This is a genomic window from Streptomyces sp. NPDC006296, assembly GCF_040613235.1.
GTDB lineage: Bacteria > Actinomycetota > Actinomycetes > Streptomycetales > Streptomycetaceae > Streptomyces.
In genome coordinates this window covers 16,489-35,459 of sequence record NZ_JBEXRT010000058.1, presented here as the reverse complement: position 1 = coordinate 35,459, position 18,971 = coordinate 16,489, and the positions used below count along the sequence as shown (strand labels likewise).

Annotated in this window: 20 protein-coding genes and 5 tRNA genes; 16 read left to right on the top strand and 9 right to left on the bottom strand. The window is 70.9% G+C overall.

What is annotated here, in order from left to right:
- The 4 genes from ABZ172_RS28020 to ABZ172_RS28005 form a co-directional block, all read right to left on the bottom strand.
- A partial coding sequence (locus tag ABZ172_RS28020; RefSeq protein ID WP_099177640.1) for an ATP/GTP-binding protein occupies nucleotides 1-482 on the bottom strand: 482 nt, incomplete at its 3' end.
- Complete coding sequence (locus ABZ172_RS28015; RefSeq protein ID WP_356887779.1) at nucleotides 463-870, bottom strand: DUF742 domain-containing protein; 408 nt, start codon at nucleotides 868-870, stop codon at nucleotides 463-465. The genes ABZ172_RS28015 and ABZ172_RS28020, both read right to left, overlap by 20 nt.
- A gap of 134 nt (nucleotides 871-1,004) precedes the next feature.
- Nucleotides 1,005-1,427 (bottom strand): roadblock/LC7 domain-containing protein, encoded by a 423-nt coding sequence (locus ABZ172_RS28010; RefSeq protein ID WP_003966009.1) that lies wholly within the window; start codon nucleotides 1,425-1,427, stop codon nucleotides 1,005-1,007.
- Nucleotides 1,428-5,093 (bottom strand): nitrate- and nitrite sensing domain-containing protein, encoded by a 3,666-nt coding sequence (locus ABZ172_RS28005; RefSeq protein ID WP_356887777.1) that lies wholly within the window; start codon nucleotides 5,091-5,093, stop codon nucleotides 1,428-1,430.
- 611 nt (nucleotides 5,094-5,704) lie between these two features.
- On the opposite strand from ABZ172_RS28005, the gene ABZ172_RS28000 reads away from it, so the two are divergent.
- The 9 genes from ABZ172_RS28000 (at nucleotide 5,705) to ABZ172_RS27960 (ending at nucleotide 9,660) form a co-directional block, all read left to right on the top strand.
- Nucleotides 5,705-5,884 (top strand): hypothetical protein, encoded by a 180-nt coding sequence (locus ABZ172_RS28000; RefSeq protein ID WP_356887775.1) that lies wholly within the window; start codon nucleotides 5,705-5,707, stop codon nucleotides 5,882-5,884.
- Between the two features lie 127 nt (nucleotides 5,885-6,011).
- Complete coding sequence (locus ABZ172_RS27995) at nucleotides 6,012-6,788, top strand: fumarylacetoacetate hydrolase family protein (protein WP_356887773.1); 777 nt, start codon at nucleotides 6,012-6,014, stop codon at nucleotides 6,786-6,788.
- On the top strand, nucleotides 6,781-8,253 hold the full coding sequence (gene gltX / locus ABZ172_RS27990; protein ID WP_356887771.1) for a glutamate--tRNA ligase: 1,473 nt from the start codon (nucleotides 6,781-6,783) through the stop codon (nucleotides 8,251-8,253). The genes ABZ172_RS27995 and gltX overlap by 8 nt, the downstream gene beginning before the upstream one ends.
- Before the next feature lie 106 nt (nucleotides 8,254-8,359).
- Nucleotides 8,360-9,079, top strand: a complete 720-nt coding sequence (locus ABZ172_RS27985) for an HAD family hydrolase (protein ID WP_356887769.1) — start codon at nucleotides 8,360-8,362, stop codon at nucleotides 9,077-9,079.
- Nucleotides 9,080-9,163: 84 nt separating this feature from the next.
- Nucleotides 9,164-9,235 (top strand) — tRNA-Gln (locus ABZ172_RS27980).
- A 19-nt stretch (nucleotides 9,236-9,254) separates the two neighbouring features.
- A tRNA-Glu gene (locus ABZ172_RS27975) sits at nucleotides 9,255-9,327 on the top strand.
- 84 nt (nucleotides 9,328-9,411) lie between these two features.
- A tRNA-Glu gene (locus ABZ172_RS27970) sits at nucleotides 9,412-9,484 on the top strand.
- Nucleotides 9,485-9,496: 12 nt separating this feature from the next.
- Nucleotides 9,497-9,568: transfer RNA gene (locus tag ABZ172_RS27965), tRNA-Gln, on the top strand.
- A gap of 19 nt (nucleotides 9,569-9,587) precedes the next feature.
- Nucleotides 9,588-9,660 (top strand) — tRNA-Glu (locus ABZ172_RS27960).
- A 179-nt stretch (nucleotides 9,661-9,839) separates the two neighbouring features.
- Here ABZ172_RS27960 and ndgR read toward each other — a convergent pair.
- Nucleotides 9,840-10,556 (bottom strand): IclR family transcriptional regulator NdgR, encoded by a 717-nt coding sequence (gene ndgR, locus ABZ172_RS27955; RefSeq protein WP_356887767.1) that lies wholly within the window; start codon nucleotides 10,554-10,556, stop codon nucleotides 9,840-9,842.
- 173 nt (nucleotides 10,557-10,729) lie between these two features.
- On the opposite strand from ndgR, the gene leuC reads away from it, so the two are divergent.
- The 4 genes from leuC to ABZ172_RS27935 all read left to right on the top strand — a co-directional run bounded on the left by leuC (nucleotide 10,730) and on the right by ABZ172_RS27935 (nucleotide 13,887).
- Nucleotides 10,730-12,157, top strand: a complete 1,428-nt coding sequence (gene leuC, locus ABZ172_RS27950) for a 3-isopropylmalate dehydratase large subunit (RefSeq protein WP_356887765.1) — start codon at nucleotides 10,730-10,732, stop codon at nucleotides 12,155-12,157.
- A gap of 2 nt (nucleotides 12,158-12,159) precedes the next feature.
- A complete protein-coding gene (leuD, locus tag ABZ172_RS27945) occupies nucleotides 12,160-12,753 on the top strand; it encodes a 3-isopropylmalate dehydratase small subunit (protein WP_356887763.1) in 594 nt (197 codons plus the stop codon).
- A gap of 104 nt (nucleotides 12,754-12,857) precedes the next feature.
- The gene (locus ABZ172_RS27940) at nucleotides 12,858-13,085 is read left to right on the top strand and encodes a hypothetical protein (RefSeq protein ID WP_356887761.1); all 228 of its coding nucleotides are present in this window, start codon (nucleotides 12,858-12,860) and stop codon (nucleotides 13,083-13,085) included.
- A 142-nt stretch (nucleotides 13,086-13,227) separates the two neighbouring features.
- A complete protein-coding gene (locus ABZ172_RS27935) occupies nucleotides 13,228-13,887 on the top strand; it encodes an HU family DNA-binding protein (RefSeq protein WP_356887759.1) in 660 nt (219 codons plus the stop codon).
- A gap of 82 nt (nucleotides 13,888-13,969) precedes the next feature.
- Here the strand turns inward: ABZ172_RS27935 and ABZ172_RS27930 are convergent, their stop codons facing one another.
- Both ABZ172_RS27930 and cofC read right to left on the bottom strand, forming a co-directional pair.
- Nucleotides 13,970-14,173, bottom strand: a complete 204-nt coding sequence (locus ABZ172_RS27930) for a hypothetical protein (protein WP_356887757.1) — start codon at nucleotides 14,171-14,173, stop codon at nucleotides 13,970-13,972.
- Between the two features lie 10 nt (nucleotides 14,174-14,183).
- Nucleotides 14,184-14,876, bottom strand: a complete 693-nt coding sequence (cofC, locus tag ABZ172_RS27925) for a 2-phospho-L-lactate guanylyltransferase (RefSeq protein WP_356887755.1) — start codon at nucleotides 14,874-14,876, stop codon at nucleotides 14,184-14,186.
- A gap of 142 nt (nucleotides 14,877-15,018) precedes the next feature.
- Between cofC and ABZ172_RS27920 the strand changes: the two genes are divergently transcribed.
- From ABZ172_RS27920 to ABZ172_RS27910, 3 genes are read left to right on the top strand one after another with little or no spacing between them, the layout of a single operon-like run.
- Nucleotides 15,019-15,771 carry a lysophospholipid acyltransferase family protein gene (locus ABZ172_RS27920; protein ID WP_356887753.1) on the top strand — a complete coding sequence of 251 codons (753 nt, stop codon included), beginning with the start codon at nucleotides 15,019-15,021 and terminating at the stop codon, nucleotides 15,769-15,771.
- Complete coding sequence (locus ABZ172_RS27915) at nucleotides 15,768-16,778, top strand: NAD(P)H-dependent glycerol-3-phosphate dehydrogenase (protein WP_356887751.1); 1,011 nt, start codon at nucleotides 15,768-15,770, stop codon at nucleotides 16,776-16,778. Before ABZ172_RS27920 ends, ABZ172_RS27915 begins: the two co-directional genes overlap by 4 nt.
- 34 nt (nucleotides 16,779-16,812) lie before the next feature.
- Nucleotides 16,813-17,997, top strand: coding sequence for a D-alanine--D-alanine ligase family protein (locus ABZ172_RS27910; protein ID WP_356887749.1), 1,185 nt, complete (start codon nucleotides 16,813-16,815; stop codon nucleotides 17,995-17,997).
- A 30-nt stretch (nucleotides 17,998-18,027) separates the two neighbouring features.
- Here the strand turns inward: ABZ172_RS27910 and ABZ172_RS27905 are convergent, their stop codons facing one another.
- Complete coding sequence (locus ABZ172_RS27905; protein ID WP_356887747.1) at nucleotides 18,028-18,504, bottom strand: DUF3515 domain-containing protein; 477 nt, start codon at nucleotides 18,502-18,504, stop codon at nucleotides 18,028-18,030.
- A gap of 19 nt (nucleotides 18,505-18,523) precedes the next feature.
- Entirely contained in the window at nucleotides 18,524-18,757 is a 234-nt protein-coding gene (locus ABZ172_RS27900) for an Lrp/AsnC ligand binding domain-containing protein (RefSeq protein WP_356887745.1), read from the bottom strand.
- Between the last annotated feature and the right edge of the window lie 214 nt (nucleotides 18,758-18,971).

Genomic DNA, 18,971 nt, shown 5'->3' with positions numbered 1-18,971 from the left:
GGGCCGATCTGGAGTGCTTCGCGTACTTCGTCGGGGGTGTAGGGCTGGTGTCCGTCGAAGCCGTTGAGGGCGATGACGAAGGGGAGGCCGCTGTTCTCGAAGTAGTCGACTGCGGGGAAGCAGTCGGCGAGGCGTCGGGTGTCGACGAGGACGACGGCGCCGATGGCGCCGCGGACCAGGTCGTCCCACATGAACCAGAAGCGGTCCTGTCCGGGGGTGCCGAACAGGTAGAGGATCAGGTCCTGGTCCAGGGTGATGCGTCCGAAGTCCATGGCCACGGTGGTGGTGGTCTTGTCCCCGGTGTGGGTCAGGTCGTCGATGCCCGCGGACGCGGACGTCATCACGGCTTCGGTGCGCAGCGGATTGATCTCCGAGACGGCACCGACAAACGTGGTCTTACCCACGCCGAAGCCCCCTGCCACCACGATCTTCGCCGAGGTGGTGGCACGGGCCGTACCGCCGCTAGAGCTTGCGAAGTCCACTGAGCACCCTTTCGAGCAGTGTCACATCCGGCGCGCCGCCGGCCTCTCCGTTGCCCGGCTGGTGGATGGCCACCATGCCGGCTTCCGCCAGGTCCGCCACGAGGATCCGTGCCACGCCCAGGGGCATGGACAGCAGGGCCGAGACCTCGGCCACCGACTTGACCTCACGGCACAGGTGGCAGATCCGCTGGTGCTCGGGCAGCAGGCTCCCGAGGTGTGCGGGATCCGCGGTGGTGCTGACCAGCGCCTCTATCGCGAGCTGGTAACGCGGCCGGGTCCGGCCGCCGGTCATGGCGTACGGGCGCACCAGCGGCTGATCGCCTTCACCGTCGTACGACGCGTGATGCAGTGCGCCGTACGGATCAGGTGAGGCGGGTGGCGGGGTCATAAGTCCTCCGGGCGTGACAGCAGGAAGTCGGCCTGCCGTCTGAAGGCGGCCGGTGAGGGGCTTTTTCGGCCGGACGGGTGAGGGTTGTGAGTAGTACCTGGGGGGATCGTGTCAGGTGGCTGCCGCATGGCCGTCTAGTGGAGCAGACTTCCTTGTAGCTCGGCACGGAGGTCAGGGGTGAGGACGGTCCCCGCGCGGTCCACGAGGAGAGCCATCTCGTAGCCGACCAGACCGATGTCGGCGTCCGGGTGGGCGAGGACGGCGAGCGACGATCCGTCGGAGATGGACATGAGGAAGAGGAAACCCCTCTCCATCTCCACAACCGTCTGGCTGACGGCGCCGCCTTCGAAGATCCGGGAGGCACCCGCCGTGAGCGACGTCAGGCCGGAGGCGACGGCCGCCAGCTGATCGGCGCGGTCGCGCGGGAAACCTTCGGACATCGCCAGCAGCAGGCCATCCGCGGAGACCACCACCGTGTGGGACACCCCTGGGGTGTTGTCCACGAAGTTGGTGATCAGCCAGTTCAGATTCTGCGCGGCCTGACTCATGGGGCTCAACTAACGCTCCTGCTGGTGAGTGGGGCCGAGTTGGAAACTGCCGGTAGACGAGCCGGTGTTGGCCTGTCGTCCCTGCTGGATGCCCCGGCGGAGATTGGTCAGACGGCCGCGTACGTCATCGGGCGCACGCGAAACCTGAGGTCCGGACTGATGATTCTGCTGCTGTGCGGTGCCCGGAACCAAATTGGCACGTGGGACACGGCGGGGCAGTCCGGAGGTCGTGATCCCGCCCGCGGCGGGCTTCTTGACCCGCTCCGCCTGCCGTCCGAGCTCGTCGTTCGGCGAGGCGCGCCACGAACTGGTGGCGCCGGTGTCGGCCGCGCCGCGTCGCGGCATGACCGGGGGCGGGGTGTCGGAGTACTGGGGCGCGGCCGGTCCCTGCGGAGCGGCGGGCGGCTGCTGGCCGCCCTGCTGCGGTCCGTGGAACCAGTTCGTCTCCAGCGTGTCGTACAGCGGGGTGCGCCCGTCACCGGGACCGGCCGGCGGCAGCCCGTCGGGCTGCTGCGGCAGGACCGGGCGGCGCGGCAGGTCACCCAGCGGGGCGGCCGGCGGGAACGGCGCTCCGAAGTCGGAGCCGTCGCGGGGCGCCGGCGCCTGCGGACGCTGCGGGTCCAGCGCGCCGAAGCCCTGGTCCTGCGGCATCGGGGCGTTGAAGTCGGGGCGGGCGAACTGCGCGGTGGCGGCCGGGTCCTGGCCCTGATGGGCCGACGGGCCCTGCGGTGCCGAGAAGTCCGGGCGGGCGAACTGCGCGGTGCTCGCCGGGTCCTGACGGTCGTTCATCGGCGGGCGCTGGTCCGGCGCGCCGAACGACCGGTCCGGTCCGGAGGTGCCGGGACGGGCGAACCGGCCCGACTCGCGGTCCCGGTCCTCGTGACCGCGCGGCGCGTCCGACTGCTGGTGCCGGGCCGCCCCCTGCTCCTCCACGCCCCAGCTGGTGTTCTGCGGGCGCTGCGGCTGCGGGTTGCCGCCGGGCAGCTCGGCACGCGGACCGCCGGAGGGCGGCAGCTGGCGGCCGGGACCGCCGGGCTGCTGCGGCCCGCCCTGCCCGAGCTGGTTCTGCTCCGGCACCTGACGCGCGGGCGGCTGGCCGGAGTGGCCGAAGAGGTTGGGCCGGCCGGAGTCCGCACCGGCCGAGGGGTCCTGCGGGGGACGGGCGCCGTGCCGGGCACCGCCCGCGAAGGCACCGGCGAGGCCGCCGCCCTGGCGCGGACCGTCGGACCGGCCCTGGCCGAACAGGTTCGGACCCTGCTGACCGGGGCCCTGCGGCTGACGCGGTCCGCCGTCGCGGGAGGGCAGCGCGGCCCGGGGCGCGGAGCCCGCGCCGACCTGGCCGCGCGGAGCGGCCGAGCCCAGTCCCTTGGCGGGCGCCGATCCGGGGCCGCCGAGTCCGGGACGCTGGCCGCCCGCGGGAGCACCGCCGCCGAGCAGTCCGCCCGCCGGTGCGCCACCGCCGAGCAGTCCGCCCGGGGCGCCGCCCTGCTGGCCCTTGCCCTGTGCCTGCTTCGGCGGCTGCTTCCCGCCGTGCGCGACCTCCATGGGCAGCATGACCAGCGCGGTCGTACCGCCGGAGTCGGAGGGCCGCAGCTGGATGCGGATGCCGTGACGCAGGGACAGGCGGCCGACCACGAACAGACCCATGCGGCGCGACACCGAGACGTCCACGGTGGGCGGCGCGGCGAGCCGCTCGTTGATCGCCGCCAGGTCCTCGGGGGAGAGGCCGATACCGGTGTCGTGGATCTCGACGAGCACCCGGCCGTCCGGCAGCGCGTGACCGGTGACCCGGACCTTGGTCTGCGGCGAGGAGAACGACGTGGCGTTCTCCAGCAGCTCGGCGAGGAGGTGCACGAGGTCGTTGACGACGCGGCCGGCGACCTCGGTGGCGGGCACCGCGGCCAGCTCGATGCGCTCGTACTGCTCCACCTCGGAGGCGGCGGCACGGAGCACGTCGACCAGCGGCACGGGCCGGGTCCAGCGGCGGCCGGGCTCCTCGCCCGCGAGGACGAGGAGGTTCTCGCCGTTACGGCGCATGCGGGTCGCGAGGTGGTCGAGCTTGAACAGCGAGGACAGCTGGTCCGGGTCGGCCTCGCGGGACTCCAGTTCGGAGATGAGCGAGAGCTGGCGCTGGATGAGGCCCTGGCTGCGGCGCGAGAGGTTGGTGAACATCGCGTTGACGTTGCCCCGCAGCAGCGCTTGCTCGGCGGCCAGCCGGACCGCCTCGCGGTGCACGTCGTCGAAGGCCGCGGCCACCTGGCCGATCTCGTCCCGGGAGTGCACACCGACCGACTCGACGGAGGTGTCGACGTCCTGCGGGTCCGTCTCGGAGAGCTGCTTGACGAGCTCGGGCAGCCGGTCCTGGGCGACCCGGGTCGCGGTGTCCTGGAGCCGGCGCAGCGAGCGGATCATGGACCGCGCCACGACAAAGGCGCCGACCAGCGACACCCCGAGGACGATGAGGATGATCGCACCGTTGAGGATCGCGTCGCGCTGCGACTCCTCACGCAGCTCGCGGGCCTTGCTCTCCATCTCGCCGAGGAGCGTCTCCTCGATGGTCTTCATGGCCTGGATCTTGTTGGAGCTCTGGTCGTACCAGTCCATGTAGGTACGTGCCTTGCTGCCCTCCATGCCCAGAGGGCTGTCGAGCACCTTCTTGGCATAGACGTCGGCAGCGGTGATCTCGGGATTCCCGTTGTCCAGCGGCGCCAGCAGCTCGGCGGAGCTCCTGCCCGTGGACTCGTAGGTGGTCTCGAAGGTCTTGAGGGTCGAGCCGGCCTTGCCGAGCGCGTTGCGTCCGAACGCCTGGTCGTTGTCGTTCAGGTGCGTCTTGTCGCTCTCGGCGCCGGGCAGGGCCGCGGCGATGATGGCGCGCTCGACGGAGGCGTACTCCTTGGAAGAGGAGAAGGCGGCCAGCGCACGGGTGCGCTTGATCATCTCCGGGTTGCTGGTGGCCTGCGCCATGTCCTGCGAAAGACTCAGCAGCGACGTGATCAGCTGGCTGTACTGGTCGATCGTGTTGAGGCTCGGGCTGTCGGCGGCGTAGGCGTCCTTGCGGATGCTGGTGATGTTGCCCAGCTGCGTGCCTATCTGGCTGACGCTCGCGTGGATGCTGTCCAGGGCCGCGTCGCCGGGGGTGTTGCCGATCTCGTCGGTGGCCTCGAAGAAGGCGGCCTTCGCGCGGTCGGTGCGCTCCCGGGGCTGGGTGACCTTGTAGTCGGTGGCCTTCACGCCGTTGGACAGCGGGCCTGCCGACTTGTCGCGCTCCTCCTGGAGCGCGTTGGCGAGCGCGGTCGCCTGCTTGGTCATCTTGGTCAGCAGCTGCATGTGCTCCAGCTGGTCCATGTCGTTCATGGACTGGTCGATGCGCAGCCCGCCGAGGGTGGTCGCCGCGACCACCGGCAGGGCCAGCAGCGAGACCAGACGCGTGCTGATGCGCCAGTTGCGCAGGGCCATGCGCGATCCGGCCGAGGTGGGACCGCCGGGGTTCTCGGACGCCGGGGTCTCCGCGGCGCCGGCGCCCGGCGTGCCGGGACGCTGCGCACGGTCGCCGCCGTCACCGGCCGGACCGGGATTCTGGGCGTGCTGGGGCGAGGAACCGCGGTCGTTCCCGCCGCGCGGCTCCTGATCCGCCGGAGCTTCCCCTCGGCTCTGGCGGGGCTGGGGCGACCCCATGCCATCCCTCTTGAAACGTCCCTGCACTAGCGTCGCAACCTCTGGACCAGGCGTCCCTCCGCGCGTGGCGCGGTGGAACGGTGTCGGCGTCGTGGGGCGCTGGACGCGCCCCATGGTGGTCGTGAGTGACCGGCGTACTTCCCCCTCCCGCCGCCACTCGGCGCTGCGTTGCGCCCCTGCGCATCGGGCCCGCAAACCCGCGGCGGTGCGTGGAATTCCAGCACAGTGATGGATCTCCAACAAGGGCCGAGTACCGGGCTGTGACCTGGATGACACGGTGTGATGGGCGTGTCACAAGATGTGGACCGTGTTCGGTGTCAAAACGGTCGATTGCGGGTGGAGTCGCCGGAGGTGGCAGGTGTCCCAGACGCCATGATCGGGAGAGGAATGGCGGACTAGGTGACGTATTGTCTGGTTTGCTTCCCTTGATCAACTGCCTGCAATGACCTTTTTGTCGGCAACTTCGTGAGCAAACTCACACGATGATCGCCGACTGATCCCGGTCGGGGCGGGGAATCGCATGTTTAGCCTGACGCTTGACAGGGATAGAGAATCCGGAATCCGGCGCAACCTCCGGGCCGCGCCCCCAGTGACAAGGGTCCACACGGCAGATGAAGACGACGATCACCTCCCGCAGCATTGCCAACCCGCGGCGCACCACGCTGGCGCACCTCGCGGACGCCGGGACGCTGCAGACGCCGGAGAGCCGGGAGCACGCCGTGGAGCTGCCGAACCGCACGGCCAACCCGCGCCGCACCATCCTCATGGAGGCCCCGGTCACGGCTGCGTGACCGCCGGTACCGGACAGCACCGGTGAGCGGGCCCCTCACCCGCGCCGCCGCTCCGCCCCGCCCGGCGGAGCGATAGCCTGGAGCGTCAGTCTTCAGCCAGCCAGCAAGTGAGGGGCGACAGCATCCCGTGCGCATCGCCAGGTTCTCCATCGACGGCAATGTCGCCTTCGGCGCGGTCGAGGGCGACAGCCCCGACAGCCTCGTGCTCGACATCATCAAAGGCATCCCGTACACCGACTTCGAGCTCTCCGGGACCAAGGTCCCGCTGAAGAAGGTCCGGCTGCTGCCGCCCGTGCTCCCCAACAAGGTCGTGGCCATCGGCCGCAACTACGCGGAGCACGCCGCCGAAATGGGCCACGAGGTCCCGGACGCGCCTGTCGCCTTCTTCAAGCCGACCACCTCGGTGATCGGTCCGGGTGACTCCATCGAGTACCCCTCCTTCTCCGAGGAGCTGCACCACGAGGCCGAGCTGGCCGTGGTGATCGGCCGCATGTGCCGCGAGGTCCCCCGCGAGCGCGTCAAGGACGTCGTCTTCGGCTACACCTGCGCGAACGACGTCACCGCACGCGACGTCCAGCGCCGCGAGAGCCAGTGGGCCCGCGCGAAGGGCTTCGACACCTCGTGCCCCCTCGGCCCCTGGGTGGAGACCGACGTCGACCCCGGGAACCTCGCGATCCAGGCCACCGTCAACGGCGAACAGCGCCAGCTCGGCCGGACGAGCGACATGATCCGCTCCGTCGAGGACCTGGTCGTCCATGTCACGGAGGCCATGACGCTGCTCCCGGGCGACGTGATCCTCACCGGGACCCCCGCAGGGGTCGGCCCCCTGCACGTCGGCGACGAGGTCGCCGTCACCATCGAAGGCATCGGCACTCTCACCAACAAGGTGATCAAGCGTGGCTAACCCCCCTGTCCGTGTACGTTTCTGTCCCTCCCCGACCGGCAACCCGCACGTGGGCCTGGTCCGGACGGCCCTGTTCAACTGGGCCTTCGCCCGGCACCACCAGGGCACCCTGGTCTTCCGCATCGAGGACACCGACGCGGCCCGCGACTCCGAGGACTCCTACCGGCAGCTGCTCGACTCGATGCGCTGGCTCGGCCTCGACTGGGACGAGGGCCCCGAGGTCGGCGGCCCGCACGAGCCCTACCGCCAGTCGCAGCGGACGGACCTCTACAAGGACGTCGCGGCCAAGCTCCTGGACGCCGGGCACGCGTACCCCTGCTACTGCACCACCGAGGAGCTCGACGCCCGCCGCGACGCCGCCCGCGCGGCCGGCAGGCCGTCGGGCTACGACGGCCACTGCCGCGACCTGAGCGACGAGCGGAAGGCGGCGTACGAGGCCGAGGGCCGCACCTCGATCGTCCGCTTCCGGATGCCCGACGAGGCGATCACCTTCACCGACCTGGTCCGCGGCGACATCACGGTCCAGCCGGAGAACGTCCCGGACTACGGCATCGTCCGTGCCAACGGCGCCCCGCTCTACACGCTGGTCAACCCGGTCGACGACGCCCTGATGGAGATCACCCACGTCCTGCGCGGCGAGGACCTGCTGTCCTCCACCCCGCGCCAGATCGCCCTCTACCGCGCGCTCGTCGAGCTGGGCGTCGCCAAGGACACCCCGGCCTTCGGCCACCTCCCGTACGTCATGGGGGAGGGCAACAAGAAGCTCTCCAAGCGCGACCCGCAGGCCTCGCTCAACCTCTACCGCGAGCGCGGCTTCCTGCCCGAGGGGCTGCTCAACTACCTCTCGCTCCTGGGCTGGTCGATCGCCGAGGACCGCGACATCTTCGGCCGCGACGAGCTGGTGGCCGCGTTCGACATCGCCGACGTCAACGCCAACCCGGCACGCTTCGACCTGAAGAAGGCCGAGCACATCAACGCCGAGCACCTGCGGATGCTCGACGTGAAGGCGTTCACCGAGGCCTGCGGCCCCTGGCTGAAGGCCCCCTTCGCCCCCTGGGCGCCCGAGGCCTTCGACGCCGAGCAGTTCGCCGAGATCGCCCCGCACGCCCAGACGCGCGTGACGGTCCTCTCGGACATCACCGCCAACGTCGACTTCCTCTTCCTGGACGAGCCCGTCGAGGACGAGGCGTCCTGGGCGAAGGCCATGAAGGAGGGCTCCGACGCCCTGCTCGTCACGGCCCGCGCCGAGCTGACCGCCGCCGACTGGAACGCCGAGGCGCTCAAGGCGGCCGTCCTCACCGCGGGGGAGAAACACGGTCTGAAGCTCGGCAAGGCGCAGGCCCCGGTCCGCGTCGCCGTCACCGGCCGCACGGTCGGCCTGCCGCTCTTCGAGTCCCTGGAGATCCTGGGCCGCGAGAAGACGATCGCCCGCATCGACGCGGCGCTGGCGAAGCTCGCCGTCTAGCTCCACCGAGCACGCCACGGGGGTGGCCGCCCGAGCCGGGCGGCCACCCCCGTCGCGCTGTGCGGATCCGCCGGTGGCGCGGCGGAACCGCCGCTAATCTGGCCGCATGGCGATCCGGGCGGTCCTCTGGGACATCGACGACACGATCTTCGACTACTCGGGAGCCGACCGCGCCGGTATGCGCAGACACCTGGAGATCGAGGGGCTGCCCGAGGCCTACACCTCGCCCGAACACGCCCTCGGCGTCTGGAAGGCCGTCACGGACGTGCAGTGGGGGAGGTTCGCCGCGGGGGAGACCGACTTCCCGGGGCAGCGGCGGGAGCGGGTGAGGGCGTTCCTCGGGAGGGCGCTGAGCGACGCCGAGGCCGACGACTGGTTCGGCCGGCACGCCGCGCACTACGAGGCCGCGTGGGCGCTCTTCCCCGACACCGTGCCGGTCCTGGACCGGCTGGCGGACGCCTACCGGCACGCCGTCCTGTCGAACTCCAGCATCCGCAATCAGGACCGCAAGCTGCGCGCCCTCGGGGTGCGGGACCGCTTCGAGGCGGTGGTGTGCGCCGTCGAACTGGGCGTCTCCAAGCCGGACGCGGCGGCCTTCCACGCCGCCTGCGACGCCCTGGAGCTCCTCCCGCACGAGGTGGTCTACGTGGGCAACGAACCCGACATCGACGCGGGCGGCGCGGTCGCCGCCGGGCTGACGGGAATCTGGCTGGACCGCGAGGAGCGGGGCGGCCGTCCCGAGCTTGTACGGATCACGGCGTTGGACGAGCTGCCCGGTCTGCTGGCGGGCGATACCCGTTTTGGAGCGCCGGACACCTTCAGGTAATGTTCTTCCTGCGCCGCCCGAGCGGGCCGAAAGATCCGGCCGGGAAGCGCAGACAGAAACAAGACCCCAGGGGTTGCGTTTCAGTGGGCTATGGTGTAATTGGCAACACTACGGTTTCTGGTACCGTCATTCTAGGTTCGAGTCCTGGTAGCCCAGCGCAAGACCGAAGTAACAAGCCCCCGTTGTGTAGCGGCCTAGCACGCTGCCCTCTCACGGCAGTAGCGCCGGTTCGAATCCGGTCGGGGGTACAGATCCATCCCGCGAGAACATCTGGGTCGCACCCACGTTCTTCGGTGACAACACCCGGCTCAGGCCGGGTGAGGATCGCTAGGGCCCCCGTTGTGTAGCGGCCTAGCACGCTGCCCTCTCACGGCAGTAGCGCCGGTTCGAATCCGGTCGGGGGTACTTGTCACACCATGGGCTATGGTGTAATTGGCAACACTACGGTTTCTGGTACCGTCATTCTAGGTTCGAGTCCTGGTAGCCCAGCGCAAGACCGAAATAACAAGCCCCCGTTGTGTAGCGGCCTAGCACGCTGCCCTCTCACGGCAGTAGCGCCGGTTCGAATCCGGTCGGGGGTACAACACAGCAGTACGGAAAGGCCCTTCACCTCGGTGGAGGGCCTTCTGCGTGTGCGTCCCCCGCAGGCCGCCGCCGGAGCCGGTCCCGGGCGGAGCGCCCATCTCGGCTGCGGGGCGGGCGACTTGGGCCGCCACAACGCTGGGGCGGCCGGAGAGGGTCGGTAGGGATAACGGGGCCGTCAGCCCGTGCGCCGCAGGGCCTCGCTCAGCCGTGCCGCCGAGTCGATGACGGCCTGTGCGTGCATCCGGCCCGGGTGGCGGGTGAGCCGCTCGATCGGGCCGGAGACGGACACCGCGGCGACCACCCGGTTCGACGGCCCGCGGATCGGCGCCGACACCGAGGCCACGCCCGGCTCGCGCTCACCGATCGACTGGGCCCAGCCGCGCCGGCGGACGCCGGAGAGGGCCGTCGCCGTGAAGCGGGCCCCCTGCAGGCCCCGGTGCAGACGCTCCGGCTCCTCCCAGGCCATCAGGATCTGGGCGGAGGAACCCGCCTTCATCGTCAGCGTGGAGCCGACCGGCACGGTGTCCCGCAGACCGGACAGCCGCTCCGCGGCGGCCACGCAGATCCGCATGTCGCCCTGCCTGCGGTAGAGCTGCGCGCTCTCGCCGGTGATGTCGCGCAGATGTGTGAGCACGGGTCCGGCCGTCGCCAGGAGGCGGTCCTCGCCCGCCGCGGCGGCGAGTTCCGCGAGCCGGGGGCCGAGGATGAAACGGCCCTGCATGTCCCTCGCCACCATGCGGTGGTGTTCGAGTGCCACGGCCAGTCGATGTGCCGTGGGCCGTGCGAGCCCTGTCGCCGCGACCAGCCCGGCGAGGGTGGCCGGACCGGACTCCAGGGCGCTCAATACCAGAGCTGCCTTGTCGAGAACGCCGACGCCGCTAGAGTTGTCCATACGACGATACTCGCGTCTCACTCTGTGAAACGCAAGTTCAATTTTCCCCGGAAGTTGCGAACCTGTACGTGCGGCCGTACGACGGCCCGCAGCCACCGCCCCGGTCGGGGGTCCGGGCGGCGGCACCCGAATCTCTAGTTGGGCCGGCGAGGGCGCCGGCCGGAGGGAAAGCGATGGGTAGGACACTCGCGGAGAAGGTATGGGACGACCACGTCGTCCGGCGCGCCGATGGTGAGCCCGACCTCCTCTTCATCGATCTGCACCTGCTGCACGAGGTGACCAGCCCGCAGGCCTTCGACGGTCTGCGCCAGGCCGGCCGGCCGGTGCGGCGCCTCGACCTCACCATCGCCACCGAGGACCACAACACCCCGACCCTCGACATCGACAAGCCGATCGCCGACCCCGTCTCCCGCGCCCAGCTGGAGACCCTGCGCAAGAACTGCGCGGAGTTCGGCGTCCGGCTGCACCCGCTGGGTGACGTCGAGCAGGGCGTCGTGCACGTGGTCGGCCCGCAGCTCGGCCTGACCCAGCCCGGCACCACGGTCGTCTGCGGCGACTCGCACACCTCCACCCACGGGGCGTTCGGCGCGCTGGCCTTCGGTATCGGCACCAGCCAGGTCGAGCACGTCCTGGCCACCCAGACGCTGCCGCTGGCCCGCCCCCGCACCATGGCGATCACCGTCGAGGGCGAACTCCCCGACAGCGTCACCGCCAAGGACCTCATCCTGGCCATCATCGCCCGGATCGGCACCGGCGGCGGCCAGGGCTACATCCTGGAGTACCGCGGCTCCGCCATCGAGAAGCTCTCGATGGAGGCCCGGATGACCATCTGCAACATGTCGATCGAGGCCGGTGCCCGCGCGGGCATGATCGCCCCCGACGCGACCACCTTCGCCTACCTGCGGGACCGCGACCACGCCCCCCGCGGCGAGGACTGGGACGCGGCGGTGGAGTACTGGAAGACGCTGCGCACCGACGACGACGCGGTCTTCGACGCCGAGGTCGTCATCGACGGCTCCGCGCTGGCGCCGTTCGTCACCTGGGGCACCAACCCCGGCCAGGGCGCGCCCCTGTCGGCCGCGGTCCCCGACCCCGCCTCGTACGAGGACCCCTCGGAGCGCCACGCCGCCGAAAAGGCCCTGGAGTACATGGGGTTGACCGCCGGGCAGCCGCTGCGCGAGATCGGCGTGGACACCGTCTTCGTGGGGTCCTGCACCAACGGGCGCATCGAGGACCTGCGCAACGCGGCCTCGGTCCTGGAGGGCCGCAAAGTCGCCGACGGCGTACGGATGCTGGTCGTCCCCGGCTCCGTCCGGGTCGCCCTCCAGGCCGTCGAGGAGGGTCTGGACAAGGTCTTCACCGCCGCCGGCGCCGAATGGCGGCACGCGGGCTGCTCGATGTGCCTCGGCATGAACCCCGACCAGCTGGCCCCCGGCGAGCGTTCGGCCTCCACCTCGAACCGGAACTTCGAGGGCCGGCAGGGCAAGGGCGGCCGTACCCACCTGGTCTCCCCGCAGGTCGCCGCCGCCACCGCCGTGCTGGGCCACCTGGCCTCGCCCGCCGATCTGTCCGACGCCCGTACGCCTGCCGGAGTCCGATAACCATGGAAGCATTCACCGCACACACCGGCCGGGCCGTCCCGCTGCGCCGCAGCAACGTCGACACCGACCAGATCATCCCCGCGCACTGGCTGAAGAAGGTCACCCGGGACGGCTTCGAGGACGGGCTCTTCGAGGCCTGGCGCAAGGACGAGGACTTCGTCCTCAACCGCCCCGAGCACCGGGGCGCCTCGGTCCTGGTCGCCGGACCCGACTTCGGCACCGGCTCCTCCCGCGAGCACGCCGTCTGGGCCCTCCAGAACTACGGCTTCAAGGCCGTCGTCTCCTCCCGCTTCGCCGACATCTTCCGGGGCAACTCCCTGAAGAACGGTCTGCTGACCGTCGTCCTGGAGCAGGAGGTCGTCGACCGCCTCTGGGAGCTGAGCGAGCGCGATCCGGCCGCCGAGATCACCGTCGACCTGGAGAAGCGCCAGGTCCTCGCGGAGGGTGTCACGGCCGACTTCGAGCTCGACGAGAACGCCCGCTGGCGCCTGCTGAACGGGCTCGACGACATCAGCCTCACCCTTCAGAACGAAGCGGACATTGCGACTTACGAGGCGGCCAGGCCGTCCCACAAGCCGCGTACGATCGACGCCTGAGCAGCGCTTTTCCCGAACTGCGCCCCCTGCCCCACGGCAGGGGGCGCAGTCGCTTGTTGAGACCCCCTCGGGCGACAACTCGCCCCAGATGGCACAATCGGTGCATGGAACGCGACAGCCAACTCGAGCTCTACGGTCACGTCGCCGACCGACTGAAGGAAGCGCACGCAAAGGTGCGTGCACTGCAAGTCCCGGAGGACGTACGGATGGCGCTCTCCCGGAAGCTGCTGGTCGTCACGGCCGCGGCCAAGCACGATCTGCCGGGCGCGGCAAGGCGTCTGGACCGTCTGATGAAGGACCTCGATGAGGGCCGGTTCCCCGAAGGTGACTGACTCCGCGGACAGCGCGGCGGTCGACTTCGTTGCGGCACTAGGGTGATTAGCCCGTTTCGTGTTTGATTTGCGGTATATATCTGCCTAACGTGCGAAAAAGCCTGAACAGTTTCGTTCTGGCAATGTCTCCGAAGGGGAAGACGTGAACAAGGCGCAGCTCGTAGAAGCGATTGCCGACAAGGTCGGAGGCCGTCAGCAGGCCGCGGACGCCGTCGACGTGGTCCTCGACGCCATCGTCCGCGCGGTCGTCGCGGGGGACCGGGTCTCGGTCACCGGATTCGGCTCGTTCGAGAAGGTCGACCGTCCGGCCCGCTACGCCCGCAACCCGCAGACGGGCGAGCGCGTCCGGGTCAAGAAGACCTCCGTGCCCCGCTTCCGTGCGGGACAGGGCTTCAAGGACCTGGTGAGCGGCTCCAAGAAGCTCCCCAAGGGCGGCGAGGTCTCGGTCAAGAAGGCTCCGAAGGGCAGCCTCTCGGGCGGTTCGTCCACCCGCACCACGGCCAAGGCCGCGGCGAAGAAGGCCACCGCCAAGAAGGCCACGGCGCGCAAGACCACGGCGGCGGCCGCGAAGAAGACCACCGCCGCGGCGAAGAAGACCACGGCCAAGAAGACCACCACCGCCGCGGCGAAGAAGACCACGGCGGCGAAGAAGGCCACCCCGGCGAAGAAGGCGACCGCCACGAAGAAGACCGTGGCCGCCAAGACCGCGCCCGCCAAGAAGACCACGGCGAAGAAGGCGCCCGCGAAGAAGACCACGGCGCGCAAGACCACCGCCAAGAAGGTCACCGCACGCAAGAAGTAGGACCGGGCACCGCCCGTTCCCCCTACGCGCCGGGCCGGGCTCCCCTCGGGGAGCCCGGCCCGCGGGCTGTCCGGGGTCCCGCTCAGAGCGTCTGCAGCGTCACCAGGGTGATCCGCAGCGAGGCGCCCTCGCCCTCGGTCTCGATCCGCACGCGCTGCCCCGGACGCAGCAGCCGCAGCCCGCCCGCGTCGAAGGCGGGGGCGTCGAAGTCCACCGGGGTGCCGTCGTCGAGCAGCACACTGCCGGAGCGGGTCTCGGAGTCGTACGTGAACGAGGTCGCCTGCATGAGCCGCAGCCTATCGGTCCGCGGCCGGCGCGACCGGGGCCACCGATCCCGCGGTGAACCGCCCCACGCCCAGCACCAGCGCCGCCGCGAGGTCCTCGCCCGTGTCCACGTCCCTGCGCACCGAGCCGAGGTCCGGCAGCGTGACCTCGACCGCCCCCGACGCGAGGTGCCGCGCCCGGGACGCCCCGCCGAAGGCCGGCCGTAATTCCGTGCCGGGGGCCGCCGAAAGGAATGTGGTCCCGATTCCCTGCGCGTCGCCGACGAAAGCCCGCGGAAAAGCACCGGCGAATTCGAGCACCCTCCCCAATTCGGCGGGGCGCAGCGCGGGCAGATCCGCGTTGAGCGCGGCCACCGCCGCACCCGGACGGTGCGCCCGTACCGACCGGGCACCGTGTTCCAGCGCCGCGTTGAGCCCGGCCGCCGGGGCGTCGGCCACGACGCGCGCGCCGAGGGCGGCCAGCGCCGCTCCGGCCACCGGATCGTCCGTGACGACCACCACATCCGCCACCGCCCCGCAGGACAGGGCGGCCGACACGGTGTCCTGCGCGAACGCCAGGGCGAGGCGCGGACGGAGGTCGCCGCCCATCGCCCGCCCGAGCCTGCTCTTGGCCCGTGCGAGAGGTTTCAGCGGGACGACCAGGGACCAGAGCCCGGCCGGGTCGGTGTTCGTGGCGATCTCCCCTCCGTGCGCGTCGGCCCCCATTCTCGCCTGCCGGTACGACAACCCGGAGGTCCGCCCCCACAGGTGAGGCGTACGGTGTTCTCCACACAGCAGGGGCCCCCGGGGCGAGGCAGCAGCGCCGCGAGTCCCCCCAGCGGTTCAGTACCTAGAGGAAGGCGTCCGAGTGTCCCGCCGCAGAATCGGCTTCTGGTACCGCCTGGCGGCGGTCATCGCGAAACCGCCCCTGGTGGTTCTGTTCAAGCGGGACTGGCGGGGAACGGAGCATATTCCGGCCGACGGCGGATTCATCACCGCGGTCAATCACAACTCCTATCTGGACCCCCTGTCCTACGGGCATTTCCAGTACAACACCGGACGCGTCCCGCGGCTGCTCGCGAAGGCGGGGCTGTTCAGCACCCCGTTCGTCGGAACGATCCTGCGCGGCACCGGCCAGATCCCCGTCTACCGCGAGTCGACCAACGCGCTCGACGCCTTCCGTGCCGCCGTCGACGCCATCGAGCGCGGCGAGTGCGTCGCCTTCTACCCGGAGGGCACGCTCACCCGGGACCCCGACATGTGGCCGATGGCCGGCAAGACCGGCGCGGCCCGGGTCGCGTTGATGACCAAGGCCCCCGTCATCCCGGTCGCCCAGTGGGGCGCCAACCTCGCGATGCCGCCGTACGCCAAGGAGAACAAGCTGCGGCTGTTCCCCCGCAAGACCCTGCGGGTGCAGGCCGGACCCCCCGTCGACCTCACCCGCTACTACGGCCTCGAACCGACGCCCGAGATCCTGCGCCAGGCCACCGAGACCATCATGGCCGCGGTCACCGCCCAGCTGGAGGACGTGCGCGGCGAGAAGGCCCCCACCGAGCTCTACGATCACCGCAAGGCCCGTGCTGAACAGCGGCGCAAGGCAGAGGGAAAGGGAACGACGTGACGCACCCCGCAAAGGCGGCCGTCTTCGGAACCGGCTCGTGGGGTACGGCCTTCGCCGTGGTCCTCGCCGACGCCGGCTGCGAGGTCACCCTCTGGGGCCGCCGCGCCGAGGTCGCCGAGGCCGTCAACACGACCCGCACCAACCCGGACTACCTGCCGGGCGTCGAACTGCCCGCGTCGGTCAGGGCGACCACCGATCCCGCCGAGGCGCTGCGGGGCGCCGACTTCGCCGTCCTCGTCGTGCCCTCGCAGACCCTGCGCGCCAACCTCGCGGACTGGGCGCGGCACCTGGAACCGCACACCGTCCTGGTCTCCCTGATGAAGGGCGTCGAACTCGGCACCGCCAAGCGGATGAGCGAGGTCATCGAGGACGTCACCCAGGTCACCCCGGACCGGATCGCCGTCGTCACCGGCCCCAACCTCGCCAGGGAGATCGCCGAACGCCGCCCCGCGGCGGCCGTCGTCGCCTGCTCGGACGAGAGCGTCGCCCAGCGTCTCCAGGCCGCCTGCCACACCCCTTACTTCCGGCCGTACACCCACACCGACGTCGTCGGCGCCGAACTCGGCGGCGCGGTGAAGAACGTCATCGGCCTCGCCGTGGGCATCGCCGACGGCATGGGCCTCGGCGACAACGCCAAGGGCTCCCTCATCACCCGCGGGCTCGCCGAGACCACCCGGCTCGGCCTCGCCATGGGCGCCGACCCGCTGACCTTCGCCGGACTGGCCGGGCTCGGCGACCTCGTGGCGACCTGCTCCTCGCCGCTCTCGCGCAACCACACCTTCGGTACCAACCTCGGGCGCGGGATGACGCTCCAGGAGACCGTCGCCGTCACGAGCCAGACCGCCGAGGGCGTCAAGTCCTGCGAATCGGTGCTGGATCTGGCGCGCCGGCACGGCGTCGACATGCCCATCACCGAGACGGTCGTCGACATCGTCCACGAGGGCAAGCCGCCGGTCGTCGCCCTCAAGGAGCTGATGTCGCGCAGTGCCAAGGCCGAGCGGCGCTGACTCCGGCACTACCAGCAGGTACGCTCGTCGCGATATGAGCAGCCAGAACCTCCCCCAGAGCCCCGAGGGCCCGTCGAGCTCCGAGCAGAGCCCCGGACCGGGCCGCAAGCCGCGTGTGGCCGTCGTGTTCGGCGGCCGGAGCTCCGAACACGGCATCTCGGTCGTCACCGCCGGCGCCGTCATGAGCGCCGTGGACCGGACGAAGTACGACGTCCTGCCGATCGGCATCACCCGGGACGGACGGTGGGTCCTCACCTCCGACGATCCGGCCCGCATGGCCATCACGGACCGCCGGGTGCCCGACGTGGACCAGCTGGCCGAGCCCGGGCGGGGCGGCGTGACGCTCTCCGTCGACCCCGGGAACCGCGACGTCGTCGTGGGCGAACCCGGTTCGGTGCCCACGGTCCTGGGCGAGGTCGACGTCGTCTTCCCGATGCTGCACGGCCCCTACGGCGAGGACGGCACGCTCCAGGGGCTCCTGGAGCTCTCCGGTGTCCCGTACGTCGGCGCCGGTGTCCTGTCCTCGGCCGTCGGCCAGGACAAGGAGTACATGAAGCGGGTCTTCCTCTCCTTCGGACTCCCGGTCGGCCCGTACGAGGTCGTCCGGCCCCGGGAATGGGAAGCGGACCGCCCCGCCGCCCGCAAGCGCATCATGGAGTTCGCCGCCGAGCACGGCTGGCCGCTCTTCGTGAAGCCCGCCCGCGGCGGCTCCTCCATGGGCATCACCAAGGTCGACGACGCGGCCGGGCTCGACGAGGCGATCGAGGAGGCCCGCCGGCACGACCCGAAGTTCCTCGTGGAGTCGCTGCTGAGCGGCCGCGAGATCGAGTGCGGCGTGCTGGAGTTCGAGGACGGGCCGCGCGCCAGCGTGCCCGCGGAGATCCCGCCGGTCACCGCCCACGAGTTCTACGACTTCGAGGCCAAGTACATCGACGCGGCGGCCGGTCTGGTTCCCGCGCCGCTCACCGCGGAGCAGACCGCCGAGGTCCAGCGGCTCGCCGTCGACGCCTTCGAGGCCGCCTCCTGCGAGGGCCTGGTGCGCGCCGACTTCTTCCTCACCGACGACGGCACCTTCGTCATCAACGAGATCAACACCATGCCGGGGTTCACCCCGATCTCCATGTTCCCCCGCATGTGGCAGGAGAGCGGCGTGGACTACCCGGAGCTCGTCGACCGGCTGATCACGTCCGCGCTGAACCGCTCCACCGGCCTGCGCTGAACCCGGGGGCTGTCCCGCGCGGGACAGCCCTCACAGGCTGTCCGGGACGGTGCGTCCCACCGGCCCGGCGAACGCGGACAACGGGGTGATGTCATGGGCGTACTGGGAACCGAGCGTCACCTCCACGTACGCCTTGCGGTACGTCGTGGTGAACCGGGGGCCGTCCTCGCGCTGCTCCAGCAGCCAGTTGACGCCGTCCGCGTCGACCGCCCTGGACTGGGAATCGTCCATCCTCGCGGGCCGCGGGACCCCGCAGCGCAGTACGATCGCCCCGTCACCCCAGCCGGCGGTCAGGTCCGAGTCCGGCGAGGGATCGTTCCGTTCCAGGCCGTCGACCGTTCCCGGCAGCTCCTCGTGCAGTCTCCCGCAGTACCCGGCGGCCTCCGGCGACGGCGTGGGGACCGTCACCGAGGGCCGGCCGGAACAGCCCGCCAGGGCCAGCACGAGCAGGGCGGCGGACGGGGCGAGGACACGGGATCGGGGGGACCGGCGGCGGGTGTGAGTCACCGGACCAGCGTAGAAGGGGTCAGAGGTGGACGACCGGGCAGGTCAGGGTACGCGTGATGCCGTCCACCTGCTGGACCTTGGCGACCACCATGCGGCCGAGCGCGTCGACCGTGTCGGCCTGCGCGCGCACCACCACGTCGTAGGGACCCGTGACGTCCTCCGCCTGGATCACTCCCGGGAGTCTCGCGATGGTCTCGGCGACGGTCGACGCCTTGCCCACCTCGGTCTGGATGAGGATGTACGCCTGTACCACGGAACCTCCAGGGCGGCCACGAGGATCATGTGGGGGAGAGGGACGCCACGTTATCGCGTCGTCCCGGGCCCCGGGGAGACCTACGGGCCGGTTGACGCCCACCGCGTGGCGCACGCACCACAGAAGTTGACGTATCCCTCGACGGTACCGGCGGCAGAGGGGGCTCGCGACCGCGGGCCCACCGGTGCGGAAGAGGGACGGCGATGCCCGCATG